22 protein-coding genes and 2 pseudogenes are annotated in these 21960 nt (G+C 59.7%); 1 reads left to right on the top strand and 23 read right to left on the bottom strand.

All coding sequences use genetic code 11. The features are described 5' to 3' along the window. Positions 1-37 precede the first annotated feature (37 nt). The 3 genes and pseudogenes from ACN0SC_RS08075 to ACN0SC_RS08065 form a co-directional block, all read right to left on the bottom strand. Complete coding sequence (locus ACN0SC_RS08075) at positions 38-925, bottom strand: LysR family transcriptional regulator (RefSeq protein WP_417249152.1); 888 nt, start codon at positions 923-925, stop codon at positions 38-40. A 479-nt stretch (positions 926-1404) separates the two neighbouring features. Next, positions 1405-1665, bottom strand: a pseudogene (locus ACN0SC_RS08070) (integrase core domain-containing protein); the annotation flags it as partial. Positions 1666-1676: 11 nt separating this feature from the next. Continuing rightward, positions 1677-1856: a helix-turn-helix domain-containing protein gene (locus ACN0SC_RS08065; RefSeq protein WP_417249151.1), complete on the bottom strand. Its 180-nt coding sequence runs from the start codon at positions 1854-1856 to the stop codon at positions 1677-1679. On the opposite strand from ACN0SC_RS08065, the pseudogene ACN0SC_RS08060 reads away from it, so the two are divergent. Continuing rightward, a pseudogene (locus tag ACN0SC_RS08060) lies at positions 1855-2113 on the top strand (helix-turn-helix domain-containing protein); the annotation flags it as partial. The gene ACN0SC_RS08065 and the pseudogene ACN0SC_RS08060 overlap by 2 nt on opposite strands. 93 nt (positions 2114-2206) lie before the next feature. Here ACN0SC_RS08060 and hypE read toward each other — a convergent pair. The 20 genes from hypE to ACN0SC_RS07960 form a co-directional block, all read right to left on the bottom strand. Further along, positions 2207-3241 carry a hydrogenase expression/formation protein HypE gene (hypE, locus tag ACN0SC_RS08055; RefSeq protein ID WP_417249150.1) on the bottom strand — a complete coding sequence of 345 codons (1035 nt, stop codon included), beginning with the start codon at positions 3239-3241 and terminating at the stop codon, positions 2207-2209. Further along, complete coding sequence (gene hypD, locus ACN0SC_RS08050; RefSeq protein WP_417249149.1) at positions 3238-4380, bottom strand: hydrogenase formation protein HypD; 1143 nt, start codon at positions 4378-4380, stop codon at positions 3238-3240. The genes hypE and hypD overlap by 4 nt, the downstream gene beginning before the upstream one ends. Beyond that, positions 4377-4667: a HypC/HybG/HupF family hydrogenase formation chaperone gene (gene hypC / locus ACN0SC_RS08045; RefSeq protein WP_417249148.1), complete on the bottom strand. Its 291-nt coding sequence runs from the start codon at positions 4665-4667 to the stop codon at positions 4377-4379. The genes hypD and hypC (ACN0SC_RS08045) overlap by 4 nt, the downstream gene beginning before the upstream one ends. Positions 4668-4669: 2 nt before the next feature. Further along, positions 4670-6157, bottom strand: coding sequence for a sigma-54-dependent transcriptional regulator (locus tag ACN0SC_RS08040; RefSeq protein ID WP_417249147.1), 1488 nt, complete (start codon positions 6155-6157; stop codon positions 4670-4672). 4 nt (positions 6158-6161) lie between these two features. Next, entirely contained in the window at positions 6162-6989 is an 828-nt protein-coding gene (gene hypB / locus ACN0SC_RS08035) for a hydrogenase nickel incorporation protein HypB (protein WP_417249146.1), read from the bottom strand. Continuing rightward, positions 6989-7330, bottom strand: a complete 342-nt coding sequence (gene hypA / locus ACN0SC_RS08030; protein WP_417249145.1) for a hydrogenase maturation nickel metallochaperone HypA — start codon at positions 7328-7330, stop codon at positions 6989-6991. Before hypA ends, hypB begins: the two co-directional genes overlap by 1 nt. Further along, on the bottom strand, positions 7323-8216 hold the full coding sequence (locus tag ACN0SC_RS08025) for a hydrogenase expression/formation protein HupK (protein WP_417249144.1): 894 nt from the start codon (positions 8214-8216) through the stop codon (positions 7323-7325). The genes hypA and ACN0SC_RS08025 overlap by 8 nt, the downstream gene beginning before the upstream one ends. Then, positions 8209-9054 (bottom strand): [NiFe]-hydrogenase assembly chaperone HybE, encoded by an 846-nt coding sequence (gene hybE / locus ACN0SC_RS08020; RefSeq protein ID WP_417249143.1) that lies wholly within the window; start codon positions 9052-9054, stop codon positions 8209-8211. The genes ACN0SC_RS08025 and hybE overlap by 8 nt, the downstream gene beginning before the upstream one ends. Then, positions 9051-9890, bottom strand: a complete 840-nt coding sequence (locus tag ACN0SC_RS08015) for a hydrogenase expression/formation protein (RefSeq protein WP_417249142.1) — start codon at positions 9888-9890, stop codon at positions 9051-9053. Before ACN0SC_RS08015 ends, hybE begins: the two co-directional genes overlap by 4 nt. Before the next feature lie 14 nt (positions 9891-9904). Then, positions 9905-10291 carry a hydrogenase accessory protein gene (locus ACN0SC_RS08010; protein ID WP_417249141.1) on the bottom strand — a complete coding sequence of 129 codons (387 nt, stop codon included), beginning with the start codon at positions 10289-10291 and terminating at the stop codon, positions 9905-9907. Continuing rightward, positions 10288-10608 carry a HypC/HybG/HupF family hydrogenase formation chaperone gene (hypC, locus tag ACN0SC_RS08005; protein ID WP_417249140.1) on the bottom strand — a complete coding sequence of 107 codons (321 nt, stop codon included), beginning with the start codon at positions 10606-10608 and terminating at the stop codon, positions 10288-10290. Before hypC (ACN0SC_RS08005) ends, ACN0SC_RS08010 begins: the two co-directional genes overlap by 4 nt. Positions 10609-10610: 2 nt before the next feature. Then, the gene (locus ACN0SC_RS08000) at positions 10611-11219 is read right to left on the bottom strand and encodes a HyaD/HybD family hydrogenase maturation endopeptidase (RefSeq protein WP_417249139.1); all 609 of its coding nucleotides are present in this window, start codon (positions 11217-11219) and stop codon (positions 10611-10613) included. A gap of 272 nt (positions 11220-11491) precedes the next feature. After that, positions 11492-12241 carry a Ni/Fe-hydrogenase, b-type cytochrome subunit gene (gene cybH, locus ACN0SC_RS07995; RefSeq protein ID WP_417249138.1) on the bottom strand — a complete coding sequence of 250 codons (750 nt, stop codon included), beginning with the start codon at positions 12239-12241 and terminating at the stop codon, positions 11492-11494. A 10-nt stretch (positions 12242-12251) separates the two neighbouring features. Beyond that, entirely contained in the window at positions 12252-12824 is a 573-nt protein-coding gene (locus tag ACN0SC_RS07990) for a HupE/UreJ family protein (RefSeq protein WP_417249137.1), read from the bottom strand. 16 nt (positions 12825-12840) lie between these two features. Next, positions 12841-14631, bottom strand: coding sequence for a nickel-dependent hydrogenase large subunit (locus ACN0SC_RS07985; protein ID WP_417249136.1), 1791 nt, complete (start codon positions 14629-14631; stop codon positions 12841-12843). A gap of 3 nt (positions 14632-14634) precedes the next feature. Then, positions 14635-15723 carry a hydrogenase small subunit gene (locus ACN0SC_RS07980; RefSeq protein WP_417249135.1) on the bottom strand — a complete coding sequence of 363 codons (1089 nt, stop codon included), beginning with the start codon at positions 15721-15723 and terminating at the stop codon, positions 14635-14637. Positions 15724-15916: 193 nt separating this feature from the next. Next, positions 15917-18139: a carbamoyltransferase HypF gene (gene hypF, locus ACN0SC_RS07975; protein ID WP_417249134.1), complete on the bottom strand. Its 2223-nt coding sequence runs from the start codon at positions 18137-18139 to the stop codon at positions 15917-15919. After that, positions 18139-19569, bottom strand: coding sequence for a nickel-dependent hydrogenase large subunit (locus tag ACN0SC_RS07970; RefSeq protein WP_417249133.1), 1431 nt, complete (start codon positions 19567-19569; stop codon positions 18139-18141). The genes hypF and ACN0SC_RS07970 overlap by 1 nt, the downstream gene beginning before the upstream one ends. Then, a complete protein-coding gene (locus ACN0SC_RS07965; protein ID WP_417249132.1) occupies positions 19566-20558 on the bottom strand; it encodes a HupU protein in 993 nt (330 codons plus the stop codon). Before ACN0SC_RS07965 ends, ACN0SC_RS07970 begins: the two co-directional genes overlap by 4 nt. Next, positions 20555-21886, bottom strand: coding sequence for a sensor histidine kinase (locus tag ACN0SC_RS07960; protein ID WP_417249131.1), 1332 nt, complete (start codon positions 21884-21886; stop codon positions 20555-20557). Before ACN0SC_RS07960 ends, ACN0SC_RS07965 begins: the two co-directional genes overlap by 4 nt. Positions 21887-21960 lie beyond the last annotated feature (74 nt).

Genomic DNA, 21960 nt, shown 5'->3' with positions numbered 1-21960 from the left:
GTATAAAAAACGAAAGGGACATCGATCAGAGGTAGGTTTAATTCAAACGACGAAATGTGCTGCAACTTTGGGCCGCAAGGGCGATTTGTGCCGCTATCGGCTGTCCCGTTGCCGGATAGCAGCTAACGAATTCTATCGGGTTAAGGGGCAGATTTGTTTCGACCACTTTTAGCTTGTTTGCCAATAGTTGATCTTGGAAAATTTCAGGCGGCATCAAGCTAACGCCTAACTCTGCTATTGTTAAACTAGAAACCGCAGAAAGGCTGTTGCAAACAGTTGCCCTCCAGTGATCAGCCCCCGATTGTTTAAACCAATCACTAATGACGTTATGAAGGTTGGAATGCGCAGACAGAGTTATGATAGACTGTGATTTGAGATCGGCTGGCGTCAGATCTCTGTCTGGCAACTCAAGCTTCGGGCTTGCCATCCACTTGTAGTCTACAAGTCCAAGACTATGCGACACGAGCCCAACTCCTCTTACCGGGCCAGGCAGTAGAGCCAAGTCAATCTCTCCGCTCAGAAGTTGTGACCAGACCACATTGGTTAAGCCAACTTCCAGCTCAACCCTCAATCTTGGGAAATTGGTATCGAGTTGTCTGACCAAATCTGGCAGCCAGGTCATGGCTACAGTTTCGGTCACCCCCAGCTTCACATGACCAGAGACATGCGAAGTATTGGCCACGCGCGACGTTGCCTCATCTACAAGCTTTATGATGCTTTCGCCATATTGTAAAAGTTCACGCCCCTTCGGGGTAAGCTTGTTCGACTTGTGAGTGCGATCAAAAAGGTCGATGCCCAATGTTGCTTCGAGGTTCTTAATTCGCATCGAAACTGTTGGCTGAGTCGCATTTAACTTTAGCGCCGCTGCGCTGAAGCTACCGAGCCGTGCGCACCATATGAATGTTTCTAAGCTCTTAAGATTCATGGCAGGTACCTTTTCACCCCATCCTGTTATCATGTTTGATCAAAAGCAAGTATTTTTGATCAATATATGTAATAAGACAAAGTGATCTGGTGAATCGGATCTTTGAAATCGGACTGTGAACTACGGTGAATCCCGAGCCCTTGAAGGGATACGAGACTGGTGAAACGCCGAAATTTTACGGATCAATTTAAGGCTAAGGTGGAAATGGAAACACTGCAGGGCGATAAGACGATCAAAGAGTTCGCATAGACGCATCAGCTTCACCCCAACCAGGTGACCACATGGAAACGTGAAGCTGTCGAAGACATGGCGAACGTGTTCTCCCGACGCCTCCGACATAAACCTATCCTCTAGACTGGAAGTACCCGCAACAACTGCCCATCATCAGTTTTGTAGGCACCAAAGGCGGCCTAATCCAAGAGAGAGTTTGGCTCATCTTGTTGGTATGATTATGCTGCGCGCTGTCTGTGATGCAAGCATCATGCTTCGAGTGCTTTTCGTTTGATCCTTTCTCGTTATTGTAGAATGGCTTTGTCCCGTCCGAAGCAAACATCCGACGGCGTGACGTTATTCAGGCTCTCATGGTAGCGCCGATGATTGTAATGATCGACGAAGGCCTTGATCTGGGCCTTGAGATCGCCGAGCAGGAAGTGGTTTTCCAATAAGACGCGATTTTTCAATGTCTGATGCCAACTCTCGGTCTTGCCTTGGGTCTGCGGGTGATACAGCGCGCCTCGTACAGGATGCGATTTCAGACGTGTTTGGGCCTGGCGGATTGATCCTGCAAGCCAGCCTCACCACGTTGCAAGTCTCGATCGTACCAGCGATAGAAAGTGGTCCGGGGGATGCCCTGCTTGGCCAAAGTAGAAATGTACGGACTCTCGGGACACTTCCTGTAAATCCCCTGACTTGGGATGGAGGAAGTAATCATGCCGAAAGAAGACCGAGACACTCAACGCAAGCTGAGAGTTCTCCAACACGCCGAGAAGATCGGCAATGTACGCAAAGCATGCCGGTATTTTGGGATTGGGAGATCCAGCTTTTTTTAGATGGCAGGATGCCTACCAAAAGCATGGTGAGGCTGGCTTGAAGAATGCCAAATCAATTCCGAAGAACCTAGCCAATCAAACACCTGCTGAAATCGTCGAGAAGGTTCTGTATCTGCGCAGCAAGTTTCATCTGGGGCCATGCGGCGAGGCTCCACCTCAAAACCCAGTGCAATTCAAGGTGTACTCAACGCCCCTGATTGTGCGCCACCACTGCACCCGTGTTTTCTGAACCTTAGCAAATCCGAGGCAGCTGCTCGCCAACCATCATGTCCACGACACGTTGACCGCCGAAGAGGGTGCGCATGGTGACTCTGCCTGCGGGGCCTTCTGTGGCACGGCCGATAATAGCCGCGTTCTGGCCTTCGGGAGTATCGCGCATGGCTTGCAGGGCTGCCTCGGCCTGTTCTTCGGGCACGAATGCGACCAAGGTGCCTTCGTTGGCGAGATAGAGCGGATCGAGGCCGAGGATTTCGCACATGCCTTTCACCTCGGTGCGCAGCGGCAGGGCCGTTTCCTCGATTTCGATCCCGATCCCTGCGGCCTCCGCCATTTCGTTGAGCACCGATGCCACGCCACCGCGCGTTGCATCCCGTGCCGCTCGTGTCTCGGGGGCGGCTGCGATGACGGCTTCCATAAGGTGCCCAAGCCCCTGACAATCCGAAGGGATCTCGGCGGCAAGCGCCATTTCCCCGCGCGCTGCAAGAATGGCCGCGCCGTGATCGCCAAGCACTCCATTAACAATGGCCACATCACCAGGGCGGATATGGCTGGCCGCCAGATCGCGGCCTGGCGGGATCACTCCCACGCCCGAGGTGGTGACGAACAGCTTGTCGGCCATGCCGCGCCCGACCACCTTCGTGTCGCCAGTCACGATGCGAACCCCTGCTCTTTCAGCCTCGATCCGCATAGACTCCACGACGCGTTGCAACAGGGCGATCTCAGTCCCCTCCTCGATAATAAAGGCCGCCGAGAGCCACAGAGGACGCGCGCCGCCCACGGCCAGATCGTTGACCGTTCCACAGACGGCGATCTTGCCGATGTCGCCGCCTGGAAATTCCACCGGTTCGACCACGAAACTGTCAGTGGTAAAGGCCAGCCGCACACCGGGTTCCTGAAGGGCGGCATCCATGAGGCGGGCCTGATCCTCCATTCCGTCGGGGCGGAAAGCATCCGTGAAAACGCTTTCGATCAGCTGACGCATGGCTGTGCCGCCGCCCCCGTGGGCCAGCGTCACGTTTCCCTTGGGTGACTTTCGCTGCATGTTCATTGTGCAGGCTCCACTGCTCGGGCACCGCCATACTGGTAATAGGCGGCGCAGGCCCCTTCGGAGCTGACCATCAACGCACCAAGTGGGGTCTCAGGCGTGCAGCCACGCCCGAATTGCGGACAATCGACGGGCTTGACCCGACCAGTCATCACAGCACCGCAGGCGCAGCCCTCGGGCTCTTCGACATGACGACGCTTCGCACCATATCCGATTCCGAATTTCGCCTCGGCGTCGAAGGCGGCATAGGCAGGGCGGATGCGCAACCCGCTGGCGTCAATCTCGCCCAAGCCGCGCCATTCGAAACTGGGCCGCTGCTCATAGACCTTGTCCATCGCCGCCATTGAGGCGGGGTTCCCGTGCTCGGGCACCACGCGGGAATACTGGTTCTCCACCTCGGCGCGGCCGTCACGAATTTGCTCCAAAACCATCAGAACCGATTGCAGCAGGTCGAGCGGTTCGAAGCCCGCCACGACAATGGGCTTGCCGTAGTCTTGCGCGATGAAGTCATAGGGATGGACACCGATCACCATCGACACATGACCCGGCCCGACAAAGCCATCGAGCACCATATGCGGATCGTCAAGCAATACTTTAAGCGGCGGCGGCACCAAGATGTGGTTGCAGAAGACGGTGAAGTTGGCCAGCCCCTCCTCTGCCGCCTGAAGGATCGAGAAAGCGGTCGAAGGCGTGGTCGTTTCGAAGCCGAGGCCGAAGAACACCACCTCGCGGTCGGGATTGCGGCGGGCCAGTTCCAGCGCGTCCAGCGGCGAGTAGACCATGCGGATATCGGCTCCGTCCGCCTTGGCCTGAAGCAGGCTTTTCTTGGTTCCAGGCACCCGCATCGCATCGCCAAAGGTGGTGAAGATCACCTCCTCGCGCTCGGCCAACTCAACACATTCATCGACACGGCTCATGGGCAGGACGCAGACGGGACAGCCCGGCCCGTGGATGAACTCGATGCCGTCAGGGGTCAGCTTGTCCAACCCGTAGCGGAAGATCGCATGAGTGTGCCCGCCGCATATCTCCATGATGTGCAACGGCTTTTCGGCACTTGCGCCAATCTCATCCGTCAGCGCGGCAATCTTGTTCAACAGGGCGCGTGCTGCGTCGGGGTCGCGGAATTCCTCGGCAAATTTCATGCTGTCCCCTCCAATGCGGCATCACCCGCGGCCATGGCTTCCAGCGCTTCCTGCGCCTCACCAAGATCGCGCAGCGCGGCCAGTGTTTTTTCCGCCTCATCCTCGTCGATCACGCTCATGGCAAAGCCAACGTGGATCAGAACCCAAGCACCAACCAGCCCCTCAAGCGGTCCGTTGGCGACAGGCGCCACATTGACCTCGCGGCGCACACCCGACACTTCGGCCATCGCCATCATCCGCGCGTCATCGGTGATCTGCGTAATTTGACCTGGTATTCCCAGACACATGGCTAGTCCTCCCTCGTTTCCTGAGCGGCCTTGCCGTTCTCGACAATACCGTAGCGTTCCAGCTTTCCGCGCAGACCAACCCGACTGAGGCCTAGCTCGGCCGCGGCGCGGCTTTTGTTCCACTTCAACCGCGTTAGCGTTTCGCGCAGAATGCGCATCTCGATCTGTTCGACCCTGTCCTTCAACGTGCCCGAACCGACCAACATCGTGTCCAGCCCCTCGTCGTGGTCGCTGTCTCCAGGTTGACGGGCGGATTGCAGGATATGGCGCGAGACCACCTCGGGTCCGATGATTGCGTCCTGCGAGAAGATCAACATGCGCACCAACTCGTTCTCCAGCTCGCGAAGGTTGCCGGGCCAGCTGTAGTCCACGAGAAACTGAAGCGCGTCTTCGGACAGGCCGTGGACCATCTTGCCATGGGTCGAAGCCGCCTCGAAAAGCAAATGCTGGGCAAGGACGGCGATGTCTTCGCGCCGCTCACGCAGGGGCGGCACCGTGACCACCGCCCGCGCCAGCGCATAATAGAGATCCGAGCGGAACCGATCATTCGCAACATCGACACGCAGGTCGCGGCAGGCCCCCGTTAACAGACGCGCATCGGTGGTCTGCTCTTCATGGCTGCCCAACGGGCGAAAGCGACCTTCCGTGGCCACCCGCAGCAGTGAAAGCTGCATGGCTGGCGATAGATCAGCGATCCCGTTGATGAAGATCGTTCCCCTATCAGCCTTGCGCAGCAGCCCCGCCTTGTTGTTCGTGATACCAGGCACCGCGCCGTGACGGGCACCGAACAATTCGACCGCCAACACCTCGTCATCAACGCCCGTGCAGTTGATCTCGTAAAAGGGTCTGTCGGATCGCAGCGAGGAATAATGGATCGCGCGGGCGAGATCCGTCTTGCCAGTGCCCGCCTCCCCCACGATCAGAAGCGGCACGTCGAAGCTGGCGAACTGCCTCGCTTGTGCGATGATCGCGTTCATCGGCGAATTGGGGGCGCGCATCACGTTCTCGAACCCCAGCCCTTCGCGAAGCGCACGGCGCTTTTCTTCGAGCTTGTTTTCCACGCTGCGCGCCAGATAGCGCATTTCCAGCGACATCCGCTCATGCTCGCGGTTGAGCCTGAACAGGTCGGCCGCATTTTTGGCCGTCATGACCAGTTGGTCGGGGTGCCACGGCTTTGTCACGAACTGGTATATGCCAGCCTCATTGATCGCCGCGATCATGTCGCTGGTTTCCGTGTAGCCTGTGATGATAATGCGCACAGTTTCGGGCCACCGATCACGCACCTCGGCCAGAAACTCCACCCCACTGCGCCCGGGCATCCGCTGATCGCAAAAGATCACCTGAACGTCGTGCTGCTCCATCAACGCGCCAGCCTCGTCGGCATTGAGCGCCATAAGGCATTCGAAATCGTCCTCCAGCGCCATGCGCATGGCGTTGAGAGAGTGCTCTTCGTCATCGACCAGCAGGATGGTGGGCAAGGTATCCGCCATGGCCCTACTCTGCCGCTGCCTTGCCAGCCTTGCGCGTCAACGCGCCGCGCAGCCAGTTCAGCCAGTTCTCCATGCCTTCGCCAGTGCGGGCCGATACGCGTATCACCTCGATAGCAGGGTTCACGCGACGCAGGTTGGCCTCATAAAGATCAAGATCCACATCGCAATGAGGTGCGAGGTCAATCTTGTTGAGCAAAGCCAGCCGCGACGCGGTGAACATGTCGGGATATTTCAGCGGCTTGTCCTCACCCTCGGTCACAGACAGGATCGCCACCTTGCATTCCTCACCCAGATCGAAGCCCGCAGGACAGACCAGATTTCCGACGTTCTCAATGAACAGGAAGCTTTCGGGCTGGAGTTCAAGATGCTCCATGGCGTGACCGACCATGTGCCCGTCAAGGTGACAACCTTTTCCAGTGTTCACCTGCACCGCCTTCGCACCTGTCGCACGGATGCGGTCGGCATCGTTGGCGGTCTGTTGATCACCCTCGATCACCGCCAGCGGATGATCACCCAATGCCTCAATGGTCTTGCACAGCAGCGTCGTCTTGCCCGAACCCGGCGAGGATACGAGATTGACCGCCAAGGCACCCAGACCTGCCAACAGCTTGCGGTTCTCCGCGGCATAACGGTCATTCTTGGCCATGACATCGGTTTCGATCTCGATCAACCGCTCCTGTGTCATACCCGGCACGGCAACTCCCGCCGCACCGTGACCGAAATGCATGTCCTGCCCATGATGATGGTCATCGTGCCCGTGGTCATGGCTATGACCATGGTCATGAGCGTGACCCTCCACGCTTCCGGTTCCGCATCCACACACATTGCACATCAGACCACCTCCATATCCCTAATTCTCATCTCATCGCCCGACACTGGCATCAGACGCCCGCCGCCACAATCTGGACAGGGGGCAAGCCGTGTGTCGATCTCCACTTCTTTCATGCAGTCGTAGCACATCGCCTGACCTGGCAGGTCGATCATTTCGAGCACGGCTTTCTCGGCCACGCTCCCACGCATCACGACTTCAAAGGCAAACTCCAGCGCCGGCTTCTCCACCCCCGCAAAACGTCCGATCTCAAGGCGCACACGTTTCACGGCCTTGACGTTATGGTCGCGGGCCTGTTGCTCGATCACCTCGCGGATACCTTCGCAGAGAGACATTTCATGCATCGTTCTGTTCCGTGATCTGGACAGGCACACAAGGATCGAGAATGCTGAGCACCGCTTTGGAATGATCGTGCTTGTTTCGCGGCAATGTCGCAAGAGATTGCTCCATAATGCCGCCCCGCGCCAAAAGGTGATCGGTCGGGGTCATTCGCACCATATCCGCCAATTTGCCGTCTTCCACCTGCACCTTGACCGCATAGAGCCCGCGCGCAGCAGGCACGACCACCGTTCCTTCGGCGATCTTGCGAGGACCAGGTAAACGCCGATCCGTCACCGCCTCAAGATCAAGCGCACGGGCCACGATGCGCCAAAGCGGGCCGCGCCCGTAGCGCGTCTCCACATACCGCATGACAGGGTGATCGATGTGACGGGCCGCGACCGAATTTTCCAGTGCTTGGTTGGAAAAGATCACGCTGTCCCAAGCCGCGGGCAGTCGCGACACCACCGCCTCTTGGGGGGCAAAGCGGCGGCTGACTTCGGCAAGGACTGGTGCGATGCCCTGCCCGCTTTGCAAGAAAGCCTCGAATTGCGCCTCCGTTTCAGGGAACCGCGCTGCGCCGAACAGCGCCAAAGTCAGGTCTGCGTTGTCACCGCGAGGGAAATCTATGGGTGCCATCCCGAGAGCATGGGGCAAAGTCACGGCCAATTTCAGGACATGCTCGCGTTTGATCTCGCGGTAGATGGCCTCCGGGTCGGGCAGGTCCAGCCCGAAAGCCAGACGCATTGCCTGCGTTTGCGCCTCGCGGCACAGGTTGAAAAGACGCGGCACCAGATCAAGGACGGCCTCCACGGGCTTGCCGCGCAGAAATCCCACGACCGGCAATGGGTCGGGCACCTGCGCAACAAGGCACGAGCACGCGTCCTGTCGATCTGAAGCTGCGTTAGCCATCGTCCGAAAGCCCGACCGTCAGCACCGTGCGGCGGGACGGTTCACCAGCCAGCGCACCGCCCTCCGCGTCTTCGTCATTTATCTCTTCGCTCAACTCTCCTTCATCCAGATGTTCCTTGTCCTGCTCTGCCGCTTCCAGAGCTGCAAGTTCTTCTTCACGGTTGCTGCGGATGTCTTCCCGCCGATCCGTTTCCTCGCGGTGCTCTTCCTGAAAGAGCGCCACCATCACCGCCTCGGCGACCTCTACGGCCTGAGCCTGCGTCTTGAACTCGCCCATGGGAGAGAACAGAGAGCACGCCTTGTAACCGCCGACCATCTCGCGGGTGTTGTGGATGAATTCATACTCGCCAGACGGAAAGCCGATGGTTTCCTTCTCGCCAGCCACGAGCTTCGACCAGTCCTCATCATCGGCGGGCAGCATCACCAGATTCATGAACCACGGGCTGATCAGCACGCCCAGAGGCCGTCCCTCATACCGTTGAAACGCCACGGCCTGCACATGCAGCACTTTGTTCACCATCGGCACGTCCCGCATTTTGGCATGCCAGACTTCTGTGAAATCTTCGACCAGAGCCTTGGTCTTTTCCCCGATCATCGCCGCGTCGCGCATGGCGTCCGAACCAGGGTCTTCCGCGACCAGAAACTGTTCCTTTGGCGCGTCGCAATTGGGGCACTTCCAGTCGTCGGGAAGATCGAGAAAAGGCGTGCCAGGGAGAACCTGTCGCGTATCGTCCCCTTCATTCGGATCGTAGGGTGTCCAACAGATCTTGCACTCCATGATCGCCTGCGGGCTGATCTTGTCATTCGCGCCCAGAAACGACCCCTCGAACCCGCTCATCGGATCGCCTCCAGAACTTCAAGAATGCGCGCACCGCTGTCGATCAAGTCTTCGGGGGCGGCCAATGCGATTTCGGGCATGTTCGTCACCTCGAAAGTATCAAGGATAAGTGTGTCCATCGAATTGAAGAACTGCACCCGCCAGACATTCTCCGTGGCGGTCGCGGTGATGCGGCAGTTGCCATAGCCGCGCGACAGAACATCGACCGAGCCAGTGCCCAGAGCGGCATCAAGCCAAACCAGATCCTGTTCGGTATGGGGCAAGAGCGTCAGGTTGATGACGTGAACCTCGGTGTCGGGCTTGTAGGCCTCCGATTTGTCCAGCAGCTCGACCAGAAGCGGCGGCGCATTGACGACGCCGGGAACCTTTTCCGCGGCATCGCCAAGCGCGGGCTTGCGCGGGACAAAGGCACGCTCGAACGCAAGGCTGGGAGCAGGCCCCACCTCAAGCGCATCAAGCCCCGCCCCGTGCATCACCCAGACCCCTGCAAAGACGCTTTCCTGTGCGGCCACCGCAGGGACGCCATGCAATTTGGCCGCGACCTCACCCTCGCCCATGGTTTCGGCAATCAGCCCACGGTTGTCGGCATCAAGCTCCGACAGGTCGAAAACCTTATTCTCGCCGCCCTTGCCCGCCTGTGCGGATGCAGCGGCGACTTCAGCCAGAAGGGTCAGTGCTGGGGTATACTTGTCGGGATTATCAACGTCAGGCACATGCGGACTATAGGCGCGCATGTCCTGCGGCATCGGCAGGTATTCAAGTTCAGCACCGTCTTCCTCAGGCGGCTGCGAACCGGGACCGTAACCCATTGGCGGCAGATGGAAATTGCTGACCATATCGTCTGTCTCCCTTATTCTGCCGCGGCGACGGGCCGGGCGATGATTTGTGCAATCCGTGTCATGTATTCGTCCCAGTCGCGCACTTTGGGCAAGGCACCGATCAACGCACCATCACGGTAGAAGATGATGCTGGGGGTCTTGAGAACCTTGGTTTCTTCGCGCAGCTCGGTTTCGATGGCGTCATCCACAACCGCACAGTCGAATTTGCCCTGAAACGCCAGTTTCAACTCAGGCAGGATCACAGCGACATCGGCGGTTTCGAGGTTGCGCTTGGGATCGCCTGGCACGAACAGGGCGTGTGCTCCTGGTGACGTAATGAAGGCCTCAAGTTCGGGGCGCGTGGCCAGCCGCGGCCAGCCCATTTCAGTGGTCAATCTATCGATCAGTGGATGGGTCATGCTTGCGTTTCTCCGTTTTCAAGGGCTTGGCGCAGGTGTGGTGGCAGTTGCGGTTCACGCGCGTCGAGATCGGCGAAAGCATCGCCCAGATCACCTCCCGCCAAGACCGAGCGCAGCCCTTCCAGTGCCTTGGAAATTTGTCTGGCTTCCTCGGCGTCGATCACCTCGCGGGCTGCGCCCAGAAAGGTCAACACCCAAGAGCCTTCCGCAACGGGACCGACAAGCGACAGGTCAATGACCGCCTCTTCGCGCCCGTCAGTGGCCTGCGCCGCGATGCCATCGACGGAAAGGATTTGCATGGGGATACCAACGCACATGGTCAGTCCGCCGCCGGAAAGAAGCGGTCGTCCCCGACGCGGCAGGCCTCGTCGTCACTGGGGCGGCCATGTTCATAGGCACTCCGTCGGATCGCCTCATCCGCGAGCAGCGAACCATCGCCCTGCCCTTGCCGAACTTCGATGCCCCAGCCACGCAGACGTTGGATTGCGTAGTCGATGGCGGGATCAATCTGCGCCGCCACAATGTCGCGCAGGCCTCCGCCGTAGTCTTCGATCTCTTCGGGTTGGCAGCCGATCAGCAGCAGGGTTTCAGGGCAGTAGCCCATGAGTTGCGCCGTTGCGATCACGTCCTGAAATCCGGTCTGGTGCAGGCTCATCTTCTTGGCACCCATAAAGCGGGGCACATCGTCGTTCTCGACAATTTTCATCGTGCCCGGTGGCAGCCCGTAATCAACGGCATCAAACACCACCAGAATGTCGGCCTCTTCGAGAAATGGCAGCAGATAAAGCCCCTGTGTGCCGCCATCCATCAGACGGACATCGTCGGTGAAACTCCAGTTCTCGGCCAACCGCTCGACGCAACGCACGCCAAAGCCCTCATCCGCCCAAAGAACATTTCCGATGCCAAGAACAAGTACCCTTCCAGACATGATTTTCCTCCCGCTCGAAAAGTGATTATTTCTTTCCGACTCTTCCTCAATTGGAAGGTATCCCGTTGCACACTGAAAACGACAACCATTCTGCGCGGATTGCACAATTTCTTTCATATTATTGACATTGCTTGATATTATTGAATCCTTGGGGTGCGACAAATAGTACCCAGTGAAAAGTTATAATCCACTTTTACGAAATTTTGGAAACTTAAAAGACAGAGCGGGCGAAGCTCTCGCTCCGCCCGCCCAAATCCGCGTTTCTCGGCCTATCAATCCGGCCGGTCATCCTTGAAGGTGCGATGACCGGAAATCATGGTCGAGACAATAGACTGGCGGCTCATAATGTCCTCACGGATAGCCACGTAAATGTGGATGATCATGAAGATCAGGATCCACCACATGCCAAGGTGATGCAGGGTGTGAACGATATGCGGGTTGTTCCCGAACAACGTAAAGACCCAGCCGAACATCTGGTTCAGCACACTGTCATAGCCCAGCCCCTCGGAGTAGAGCGCAAGCCCCGTCACGATCATGAAGCTGACGCCGATAGTGATGAAGAAGAACATCGCCAGTTGCGCCAACGGGTTGTGACCCACGTATTTCTTCGGCTCACGCGCCAGAAACAGATACCACTTCACCTCGTGCAAGACCTCGGCCCAATAGGCCTTCCGCCAGAAGGGGATATAGAAAAGCTGCCGAGAGTGGTGATTTCCAAAAATCGCCCAATACATCCGCCCCAGAAAGCCCACCGTCAGGATCATGCCCGCGGCGAAGTGGGCGAAACGGATGTAGCCGAAGACGAACTGGTGCGTGGCTTCGGCGATCTGCATCGAGGGCGGTGGCGAGCCGATAAAGTAGCCCGTCACGCAAAGCAATATGATCGCGGCGGCATTGATCCAGTGCCAGATGCGAACCGGAACCTCGTAGACATAGACAGAGGTCTGGCGGCTGACATCGGCCAGCTCGGTCGGATCCGCATCAGCAGCGATCGGCGCAGTGTGGTTGCTTGTGTCAGTCATTGGCCCGCCCCTACGATGCGGCCAGCGTCAGCCCCGACAGGACAATTGCCCCGCCGAGGGCCTGCTGAGCCAAGGGACGACCAGCCACGAGGCGCGCAATCGCGATGCCCACCAGATGAAGAGCCGCCGTCGAAATCAGGAAGCCGGCCATATAGGCAACGAACATCCCGCTCATTTCAGTGACATGCGCAAAACCATGGCTGGCCGCGAAGAAGCCAATCGCCGCCAGTGAAAGCGCCGTCAGCCGCTTAGATTGCCCGCGACGGGATACCAGCACCAGCGCCCCGAACAGCAGAACGGAGGCGAGGATCATGCCCTCAACCATTGGCAGGGCAACTCCCGACAGCGCGATAGCTCCGCCCACCACCATGGCAGCCATGAAAACCGTAGCGCCCGACCAGACCCGCGAAGGCAGGACTAGCCCCGACCAAAGCCCGACCGCCAGCATCGCCAGCAGGTGATCGGCCCCGAGAAGCGGGTGTCCGAGGCCGTGAACAAGGCCCTCTGCTGCGCCATGGCCCGTGTGAGCCATGGCAGGTGCAGCGAACGTGGCAAGCGCCAAACCAAGAAGTGTCTTTTTCATTGTCTTGTCTCCTCCCTTAACGGACCTTGACCCGCGCCAACTCATCGCCATCGGGCGACATGACATGCGTGGAGCATGCAAGGCAGGGGTCAAAGCTGTGGATGGTGCGCAGGATCTCGACCGGTTCATCGGGTCGCTCCATCGGCGTGTTCATCAAGGACGCCTCAAACGCACCGATGTTGCCCTTGGTGTCGCGCGGGCTGCCGTTCCATGTGGTCGGCACCACGCATTGGTAGTTCTCAATCCGACCATCCTTGATGCGGATCCAGTGACCAAGCGCACCACGCGGCGCTTCGGTTGCGCCGACGCCGACGGCTTCTTTCGGCCATGTAGAAGGATCCCATTTCTCAACGTTTGCAGTGCTTTCATCGCCGTTCTTGATGTTCTGCACCAGCTTGTCGAAGAAGTGCCGCTGCAAGCGCCCGCAATACTCGGATTCAAGTGCGCGCGCCGCCGTGCGGCCAAGGGTCGAGAAGATCGCGTCGAAGGGCAGCCCCATGTCACCGAGGAAGCGATCGACCTGATCCTTGATGTCCTCGTGCCCCTTGGCATAGCCGACGATGTAGCGCGCCAGCGGCCCGACCTCCATCGCGTGGCCCCGCCAGCGGGGTGCCTTGATCCACGAGTATTTCGCGGCCTCGTCAAGTTCGATGATGTTGGTCCGCGTGCCTTTGGCATTCGGCCCGAGTTCGTAGTTCGGCTCGGTCACGCCATCCCACGGATGCAGCCCCTTGCCTGGCTCACCATAGGTGTACCAGCTGTGATCGACGAACTCCTGCACCTGCTCTGGGTCGCGCTGGTCAACATCATGCACCTGCGACAGGTCGCCGTTGATGATCGCACCGCGCGGAAGATGCAGGTTCTCGGCGCTGAAGTCGTTGGCGTTCTCGGGAATGTCGCCATAGGCAAGACACGCCTGCGAGGACAAGCCGCCACCATAGAGCCAATTGCGATAGAAACCGCCGATTGCCTTCACGTCGGGCAGATAAACGTTGACGTTGAACTCGTGGCACTTGTCGATGATCGACGAGACCATGTTCAGCCGTTCCATGTTGATCGCGCCCACGGCTCCCGTGGAATGCACGTTGATCGGGCACGGAACGCCACCCACCAGCCAGTTGGGGTGCGGGTTCTTACCGCCGAAGATGGTGTGAACCTTCACGATCTCCTTCTGAAGATCGAGCGCCTCCAGATAGTGCGTGGTCGCCATCAGGTCGGCTTCGGGCGGCAGAAGGTAAGCGGGGTTATCCCAATACCCGTTCTTGAACAGGCCAAGCTGACCAGATTCCACAAATTTCTTCAGGCGGTTCTGCACATCGCGGAAATAGCCAGGTGAGGACAACGGGTGGCTGGGCGAGACCTTCTGCTGCAATTCGCTGGTGGCCTTCGGATCGGCCTTCAGCGCATTGACAGGGTTCACCCAGTCCAGCGCGTGCAGGTGATAGAAATGCACGACGTGGTCGTGGATTTCGAGGTTCAGCTGCATGATGTTACGGATCGAGTTGGCGTTGTCGGGGATAGTGATCCCGAGTGCATCCTCAACCGCGCGCACGCTCGTCAGCGCGTGGGTGCCCGTGCAGACGCCGCAGATCCGTTCCGTAAAGGCCCAAGCGTCGCGTGGATCGCGCCCCTTGAGGATCACTTCCAGCCCGCGCCACATGGTGCCTGTGGAGACCGCGTTGCGAATGACGCCGTCATCATCGACGTTCACCTCGCAGCGCATGTGGCCTTCGATCCGTGTGACAGGGTCCACAACAATGCGGCGGCCAGAGTTATCGATGTCGAAACCGTTTGGGGTAGAAACCATCTATCAGGCCTCCTCTTTCGCTGACTGGGTTTTCTTCTGCGCCGCCTTCAGCGCGGTGATCGCGGAGTGAACAGCTACGGCACCGCCAACGACACCTGCCGCGGCCAGACCGACCTTGTCCGCATTCGCCTCAACCCCGAACTGGGTCAGGTCCGTCACGCGGTCATAGAAGCTGCCTTGATCCCAGAAACCATCCTCGGAACAGCCGATGCAGCCGTGGCCCGACTGGATCGGGAAGCTCACGCCCTCATTCCAACGCACCGTCGAACAGGCGTTGTAGGTGGTCGGGCCCTTGCAGCCCATTTTGTAGAGACAGTAGCCCTTGCGCGCGTTCTCGTCGTCCCAGGCCTCGACAAACTGGCCAGCATCGAAATGCGGGCGGCGATAGCATTTGTCGTGAATCCGCTGGGAATAGAACATTTTCGGACGGCCCTGACGGTCAAGTTCAGGCAGACGGTCAAAGGTCAGCATGTAGGTGATAACGCCAGTCATGACCTCCGCAATCGGCGGACAGCCTGGCACCTTGATGATCGGCTTGTCGGTGATGACCTTGTGAACGGGCGTCGCGCGTGTCGGATTGGGCTTGGCCGCCTGCACACAGCCGTAGGACGCGCAGGCTCCCCAACTGATAACCGCCTTGGCATGTTCTGCCGCATGTTTGAGTTGATCGACAAAAGGCTTGCCGCCGACGATGCAATACATCCCGTCCTCGTTGAGCGGCGGGTTGCCCTCGACGGCGAGGATGTAGTTGCCCTTGTATTTATCGATCGTGTCCTGAAGTGCCGCCTCGGCAGCATGACCCGCCGCAGCCATCAGCGTGTCGTCATAGTCCAGCGAGATCATCGACAGGACAACGTCCTTGGCCAGCGGGTGCGCCGAGCGGATAAAGCTCTCCGAACAGCACGTGCATTCCAGCCCATGCACCCAGATCACTGGCGTGCGCGGCTTGGTCTCCATCGCGTGGGCGATTTTGGGCACCATTGCAGGGCTCAGCCCCAAAGCCGCCGCCGTCAACGAACAGTATTTCATGAAACTGCGTCGGGTGATCCCCTGACGCCGCATCACATCATAGAATGTCTCGATGTTGCTCAAGGCAGTTCCTCCATCCTGATCCTCGTTTCGGGCTCAAACACCCGATCACAGACAGGAAAGCGGGTTTGCGTTTCGACGTGAACGCAAAGCTACACTTGGAAGAAAATGTATATTTCTATTTCATATCAATTATTTGTATAGTTTTCGCCCAACTCGCCATGGTGACGAACCTTCCACGGCACAGGCCAGTTGGTTACAGACTTGCCGCCCTTACGGCAGCGACCAACGCCTGCCCGAGCGCCAATCCGCCATCATTGGCGGGCGTCTTGTGGTGGAGCAGAACAGGCGCATCGTCCAGCCGCTCCATTGTCTCGGCCAGCAACCGCGCGTTCTGGAAACAGCCACCCGAAAGGGCGACGACCTGCGCCTCGCCACTGTCCAGCAATGCCCGCGCCTGATCGGCGAATGCCTGCGCCAACCCCGCATGGAACCGCGCCGAAACCTCCCCAGCAGGGAGGCCAGCATCCATCCCCTCCCGAAGCGCGTGGAAAACGGGCGACGGGTCGATCTCGCCCCCCTGCACACCCATGTCGAAGCCATCCGCGCAAGGTTCAGCCAGCGCCTCCAGCCGCATCGCAGCCTCGCCCTCGAAGCTCTGCCCGTCTGCGCAAAGGCCAAGGATCGCCGCCACCGCATCAAACAGCCGCCCAGCGCTCGACGACAGAGGGGCGTTGATCCCCTTCTCCGCCGCCTGCCGCGCCAGCCCCAGCGGCTTGTCGGCAAACAGCGCATCCGCCCAATCCGAAAGCCCCGCCTGATCCAGCCGCACCAGCGCATTACGCCACGGCTCGGATTGCGCCCGATCCCCGCCGATCAATGGCGCGGGCTTGAGCCATGCGCGTCGCTCGTAGCCAAGGTAGTTGCCGAGCAAGAGTTCCCCACCCCACACGATGCCGTCAGGACCAAGCCCCAGCCCGTCGAGGATAATCCCCGCAACCTTGCCGCCCTCCAACGGCCAACCGTTCTCGCCCAAACAGGCGGCAAGGTGGGCATGGTGATGCTGCACTTCGACCACAGGCAGCCCTGTGGAATGCGCATGGCGCGTGGCGTGGAAATCGGGATGCAGGTCACAAGCGGCGATTTCGGGCGCATGATCGAAGAGTGCGGCGTAATCCTCATCGGCCTGTTCGAAGGCCTCGCGGGTTAGCGGGTCTTCCAGTTCGCCAAGGTGATGGCCCAGCAACGCCTGCCCGTTCTTCAAAAGACAGATCGCGGCCTTCATCTGCCCCCCATAGGCCACGACCTGCGGGGCGTCCTCAAAACCCTCAGGCAAGGGCAGCGTTTCGGGCACCCGCCCGCGCGCACGGCGCAGCACCATCGGTCCCTGTGGCGTGATCCGCTCCACGCTGTCATCCAGCCGTCGGGCGATGTCGCGGTCGTGCATCACGAAGGCATCGGCAAAGCCCACCAGTTTCTCGCGAGCCTCCTCATTGCCGATCACTTGTGGCTCCCCCGACAGGTTGCCGCTGGTCATCACCAGAGGACCATCGAAGGCATCCAGCAACAGGTGGTGCAAAGGCGTATAGGGCAGCATCCAGCCAAGGCTGGCCTGTCCCGGGGCGAGTTCCTCGGGCAGAGGTTCTCCCGCCTTATCCAGAAGGACAATCGGCGCGGCGGGATCAGAAAGCAGGGCACGGTCGGCATCGTTCGGGTCGGCGTGGGTCTCGATCATCGCCATCGTGCCCATCAGCGCCAGAGGCTTGGACGGCCTGTGCTTGCGCGCGCGCAGCAACGCCACCGCCTGCGCGTTGCGTGCATCCACCGCCAAATGAAATCCGCCCAGCCCCTTGATCGCCAGCACCGCACCACGAGAGAGCCTCGCGCTTGCTTCAGTGATCGGGTCGCCACCCCCCGACGGCTCGATCCAAAGGCGCGGGCCGCAGGCTGGACAGGCTACGGGCTGCGCATGAAACCGCCTGTCTGCAGGATCGGCATATTCCGCGGCACAGTCGGCGCACATTTCAAACGCGGCCATGGTCGTCTGCCCGCGGTCATAGGGCAACCCGCGCAGGATGGTGAAGCGTGGCCCGCAATGGGTGCAGTTCGCGAAGGAATAACCGTGTCGGCGGTCGGACGGGGTTCGAATTTCTTTCAGACAATCACCGCAAGTCGCAGCGTCAGGCGTCACGCGGGTCTCGGCCCCTACTCCTTGCGATGCGGCGATGGTGAAGCCTTCTGCCTCTGGGACATCCGAAGGGGCGCTTTCCACCGCATCGACCCGCGCCAGCGGCGGCGCTTCCGCAACCAGTGCCGCCTCGAAAGCGTCCAACGCCTCCCCTGCGGCAAGGATCAGAACCCCCTCGGGGTCGTTTAGCACCTCTCCGCGCAGATCAAAGCGCTGCGCAAGCTGCCAGACGAAGGGACGAAAGCCGACCCCCTGCACCTGCCCACGAACACGGATGCGGCGGCCCTTCATCAATGAACCGTGCAGACCATGCAGGGGTCAAAACTGCGCACGATGTGTTGCACCGAGAGCGGCGTGTCCTCACCCTCGCGCACAGGCGCACCTTGCAGCGCCGCCTCGACCGGACCAGGAACGCCCATGCGATCACGCGGGCTGAAGTTCCACGTGGTCGGCGCAATGATCTGATACGAGGCGATGCGCCCGTCCTCGATCCGTATCCAATGGCCCAGAGCGCCACGCGCCGCTTCGACCAGCCCCGCGCCCTGCCCCGTGTCAGGCAATTCCACGCGGTCCATGAAGCTGGCCTTCGGATCGATATCGTCAATCATCTGCTCAAGCACGATCTGCGTGCGAGCAATTTCCAAAAGCCGCCCGACGATCCGCGCCCGCACCCCTGCTTCCTTCGCGAGATCAAGCGCCAGCGGATGACCATCGACGATCTGCCGCGCCAGAGCGCCTGTTTCGAAACTCTGCCCGCCAAGGCGCGGTGCCTTGCACCAGCTATAGGCATCGTCGCGCATGGTTTCGTCGGGCAGGGTCTGACCCTTTTCGGGGTGGCTGTCCTCCCCAAGCATCCACGCATGACTGAGATCTTCGGATATCGCACTGGTATCGAGCGGGGCCGCAGCGCCATCGGCCCAGACACCCGCAGCAAACATCGGCCCGTTTGCCTTTGGATAGGCACCAAAAGAGAGGTATCGCTCACCGCCCTTGCCCGCCTCTTCCAGATCCAGAGATCGGGCGATTTCGAGGAACAACCCCGCATCACCCGCCGTCCACGCCTCAAGCGCGGCGCGGTCGGGAAGTTCGGCAAAGGCTTCAACGCTTCCACCCAGAAGTTCGGTCTCCAAATAGGAGCGAAAGGCCCGCAGGCTGGCTTTGATCCGCAGCTTGTCACGCATCGCTGGCGCACGGGTCACGCCGCCAGGCTGGATCGCAAGCGTATGCGGCCACTTCCCCCCCAAGAGCCCAACGATATGCAACAGCCGCGCCCGCGCCTCGGTCGCGCCATGCAACGCCGAGCCCTTCATCGCCGTGAACCGTGCCACAGCGCGGTCGTGCCACGGCTGCCCCTCATAGGCGGGGCGGGCAAAATCGGGCATGAAGAACAGGTTGAAATGGGTCATGTGGTCGGCGAGGTTCTCGACCGCGTGCAGGAGCGCCGCGACCTTTTCCCCCTCAACCGAGGGCGCCTGCCCCGCCGCATCCGCCAGCGCCCGCGCCGCCGCAGCAGATTGGCTGATCGAGCAAATCCCGCAAATGCGCGGCGTGATGGTCAAGGCATCCATCGGAACCTTTCCCAGCAGCATCCGCTCAAACCCGCGAAACAGCGGCGAATTCACATAGGCCGCACTGACCCGACCATCGGCCACGTCCAACCGGATTTCAAGATCGCCTTCAACTCGGTTGAAAGGCCCGACAAGCAGTTGAGTTTCCGTCACGGTCTGGGCTTCTTCTGACTGGGTGGCACGGTGATACGGTCCGACACGGCGTTTTCCGCAATGCGCGGCGGCGTGGCCGCTTTGGACAGGCTCGCCAGCGCGATGAACCACGCCTTGGGCATGTCCGAGGGCAAGCCTACTGGGATGCCTGCGAATTTGGGTGTCTCCGTAAAACCGTGACCAGGCTCTTCAAATTCTGGTGCGGTGCAGTTGATGCAGGGGTATCCGGCGCGGGTGCAACTGCCCTCGCCGTTCCAACTGCGAATGTTGCAATCGCCCACGGCCTGCGTCCCGATACAGCCCAGATGCTCCATCATACACCCGACCTCGGACAGTTTGGTGGCGCTGGCCTTGTATTCATAGAACTCGTTCTTGGGGCAGCCGTGATGCACAAGGTGATCGGCGTAGAAACGCGGGCGCGCAAAGCTGTCGAGCTGTTCGGCTCCCAGCTCATTGGCGGACAACATAAGCAGGGTCTCCGTCACCCAGCCGGGATGCGTCGGACAGCCCGCGACGTTGATGACGGGCAGCCCCGCACGACTGACGAAATCAGCAGGCAGAGCGCCACCCGCAAGCGCACCATCATATTGCACCCCGACCGCATCGGCAGGGTTCTCACCCGTCGATGTCACGCCGCCATAGGTCGCACAGGTGCCAACGGCGACAACGTATTGCGCCATTGGTGCCAGATCGCGCACCCACTCCAGCATCGACTTCCCCGTCCCCGACAGCATATGGAAGCGCCCCGTGCCATTGGGGCCGCGCACGATGGAGCCTTCGACACAGAGGATGTCCAGCTTCTGACGGCCTTCCACGATGTCTTCCAACATCCGCCGCACAGGCGCGCCAGTTGCCTCGCTCAGTGTCGGATGCCAGAGAAATTCCAGCCCCGCGCCGTCCAGAATATCGAACAGATTGGGGTCTTCGGCGCAGAGCAGAGACATGGTGCAGCCGCCACAGCCCGCCGATTGCAGCCACAGAATGTTCATGGACGGTCTCCTCGCGGCAAGGTGATTTTGAAGCGGGCACCAAGCATCTGCTGACGCACGAGTTCCAGCCGCCCGCCATGTTCCTCGACGATCTTGTGGGAGATGGCCAACCCCAGCCCTGTGCCTTTGCCCACTTCCTTGGTGGAAAAGAAAGGATCGAAGATCTTCTCCTCGTCCCCTGGCGCAATGCCAGGGCCACAGTCGCACACGTCCATCGCAACCCAGTCCTCGTCATGGTCGAGATGGATACTGATCTCGGGCGTCTCCATTCCGTCCATCGCGTCCACCGCATTTTGAAAGAGGTTCATCAAAACCTGCTGGATGTGTCCAGGCCGCCCGACAACGAAGCAGGTTTCCTCGCCCGAGAAGGTGATCTTCGTCCCCGACTTGTTGCCGCGTTCGATCCAGTGCGCCGAAAGACGCGCCGTTTCGGCAAGGTCAAACCGCACCATCTCGCCGGAGCCTTCGGCCGACAGCTTGCGCAGATCCTCCACGATGTCGCGCACCCTCTCGGCCCCCTCATGCGCACCACGCACGGCGCCGCGAAGGTTCTGTAGGTTCCGCTCAAGACGCAATTCCTTGCGCAAGGCGATCAACTCTTCGCGGCTGGCGCCTGCCTGCACCGTTTCGAAGTAGGTCTCGAAGCGGTCGATGTATTTCTCCAACGTATGGGTGTTGGCATAGACAAAGCTGATCGGGTTGTTCAACTCATGCGCCACCCCCGCCAGAAGGCGGCCAAGAGAGGCCATCTTCTCGTTGCGGACAAGCTGTCCCTGCGCTTCCTTCAATTCCTTGTGGCTGGTCTCCAACTTGGCATAGGCGCGCCGCAACTCCCCCAAGGGGCGGCCCGTAAGGACAACACCCGTGCATTTCTTCCGTCGGTCGAGACGCGGCGAAATACGAAACTCGACTGGGTCGCGCCCTTCTGGGGTTTTCAGATCGACGCTGACCGTCTGCTCCTGCCGCATGGAGATCACCCGCGAAACCACACCTATGATACGATCGCGATCATCGGGTTCGAAGAAATCGGAAAGCTGCCATTTGTCGAGATCACCGACCTCCAATCCAAGCAGGCGGCAGAAAGACGCGCTCGCATCCGCAATTCGCCCGCTCTTGTCAGCGACGATCAGAAAGTCGCTGATGGAAGTCATGATCGACGAAAGGAAGTGACGCAGGTTCGTCAGCTCGGCGTTCCGTGCCTCCAACTCCTCCTGATAGTCCACCAGCTCGGCATAGGTCCGGTCCATAGCCTCAAGCACATTGGCCCAAGCCTTATCTCCGACCCCGGGATCAGTCTGGATATCCGCCTGATATCTACCGAGTTCCATGTTCACTACCTGTATTGGGGACTTCAGGATCGTACAATTTGGATTGAAAATAAACCCATCAAACCATCCAGCGT

The organism is Celeribacter sp. (assembly GCF_048261515.1).
Classification (GTDB): Bacteria; Pseudomonadota; Alphaproteobacteria; order Rhodobacterales; family Rhodobacteraceae; genus Celeribacter.
This window is presented reverse-complemented; position numbering and strand designations above follow the sequence as displayed.

What these genes read in the sequence shown, in the direction of transcription:
- ACN0SC_RS08075 (WP_417249152.1), bottom strand. Translation starts at nt 925, where the DNA reads ATGAATCTTAAGAGCTTAGAAACATTCATATGGTGCGCACGGCTCGGT.
- ACN0SC_RS08065 (WP_417249151.1), bottom strand. Translation starts at nt 1,856, where the DNA reads ATGATTACTTCCTCCATCCCAAGTCAGGGGATTTACAGGAAGTGTCCC.
- hypE (WP_417249150.1), bottom strand. Translation starts at nt 3,241, where the DNA reads ATGAACATGCAGCGAAAGTCACCCAAGGGAAACGTGACGCTGGCCCAC.
- hypD (WP_417249149.1), bottom strand. Translation starts at nt 4,380, where the DNA reads ATGAAATTTGCCGAGGAATTCCGCGACCCCGACGCAGCACGCGCCCTG.
- hypC (WP_417249148.1), bottom strand. Translation starts at nt 4,667, where the DNA reads ATGTGTCTGGGAATACCAGGTCAAATTACGCAGATCACCGATGACGCG.
- ACN0SC_RS08040 (WP_417249147.1), bottom strand. Translation starts at nt 6,157, where the DNA reads ATGGCGGATACCTTGCCCACCATCCTGCTGGTCGATGACGAAGAGCAC.
- hypB (WP_417249146.1), bottom strand. Translation starts at nt 6,989, where the DNA reads ATGTGCAATGTGTGTGGATGCGGAACCGGAAGCGTGGAGGGTCACGCT.
- hypA (WP_417249145.1), bottom strand. Translation starts at nt 7,330, where the DNA reads ATGCATGAAATGTCTCTCTGCGAAGGTATCCGCGAGGTGATCGAGCAA.
- ACN0SC_RS08025 (WP_417249144.1), bottom strand. Translation starts at nt 8,216, where the DNA reads ATGGCTAACGCAGCTTCAGATCGACAGGACGCGTGCTCGTGCCTTGTT.
- hybE (WP_417249143.1), bottom strand. Translation starts at nt 9,054, where the DNA reads ATGAGCGGGTTCGAGGGGTCGTTTCTGGGCGCGAATGACAAGATCAGC.
- ACN0SC_RS08015 (WP_417249142.1), bottom strand. Translation starts at nt 9,890, where the DNA reads ATGGTCAGCAATTTCCATCTGCCGCCAATGGGTTACGGTCCCGGTTCG.
- ACN0SC_RS08010 (WP_417249141.1), bottom strand. Translation starts at nt 10,291, where the DNA reads ATGACCCATCCACTGATCGATAGATTGACCACTGAAATGGGCTGGCCG.
- hypC (WP_417249140.1), bottom strand. Translation starts at nt 10,608, where the DNA reads ATGTGCGTTGGTATCCCCATGCAAATCCTTTCCGTCGATGGCATCGCG.
- ACN0SC_RS08000 (WP_417249139.1), bottom strand. Translation starts at nt 11,219, where the DNA reads ATGTCTGGAAGGGTACTTGTTCTTGGCATCGGAAATGTTCTTTGGGCG.
- cybH (WP_417249138.1), bottom strand. Translation starts at nt 12,241, where the DNA reads ATGACTGACACAAGCAACCACACTGCGCCGATCGCTGCTGATGCGGAT.
- ACN0SC_RS07990 (WP_417249137.1), bottom strand. Translation starts at nt 12,824, where the DNA reads ATGAAAAAGACACTTCTTGGTTTGGCGCTTGCCACGTTCGCTGCACCT.
- ACN0SC_RS07985 (WP_417249136.1), bottom strand. Translation starts at nt 14,631, where the DNA reads ATGGTTTCTACCCCAAACGGTTTCGACATCGATAACTCTGGCCGCCGC.
- hypF (WP_417249134.1), bottom strand. Translation starts at nt 18,139, where the DNA reads ATGAAGGGCCGCCGCATCCGTGTTCGTGGGCAGGTGCAGGGGGTCGGC.
- ACN0SC_RS07965 (WP_417249132.1), bottom strand. Translation starts at nt 20,558, where the DNA reads ATGAACATTCTGTGGCTGCAATCGGCGGGCTGTGGCGGCTGCACCATG.
- ACN0SC_RS07960 (WP_417249131.1), bottom strand. Translation starts at nt 21,886, where the DNA reads ATGGAACTCGGTAGATATCAGGCGGATATCCAGACTGATCCCGGGGTC.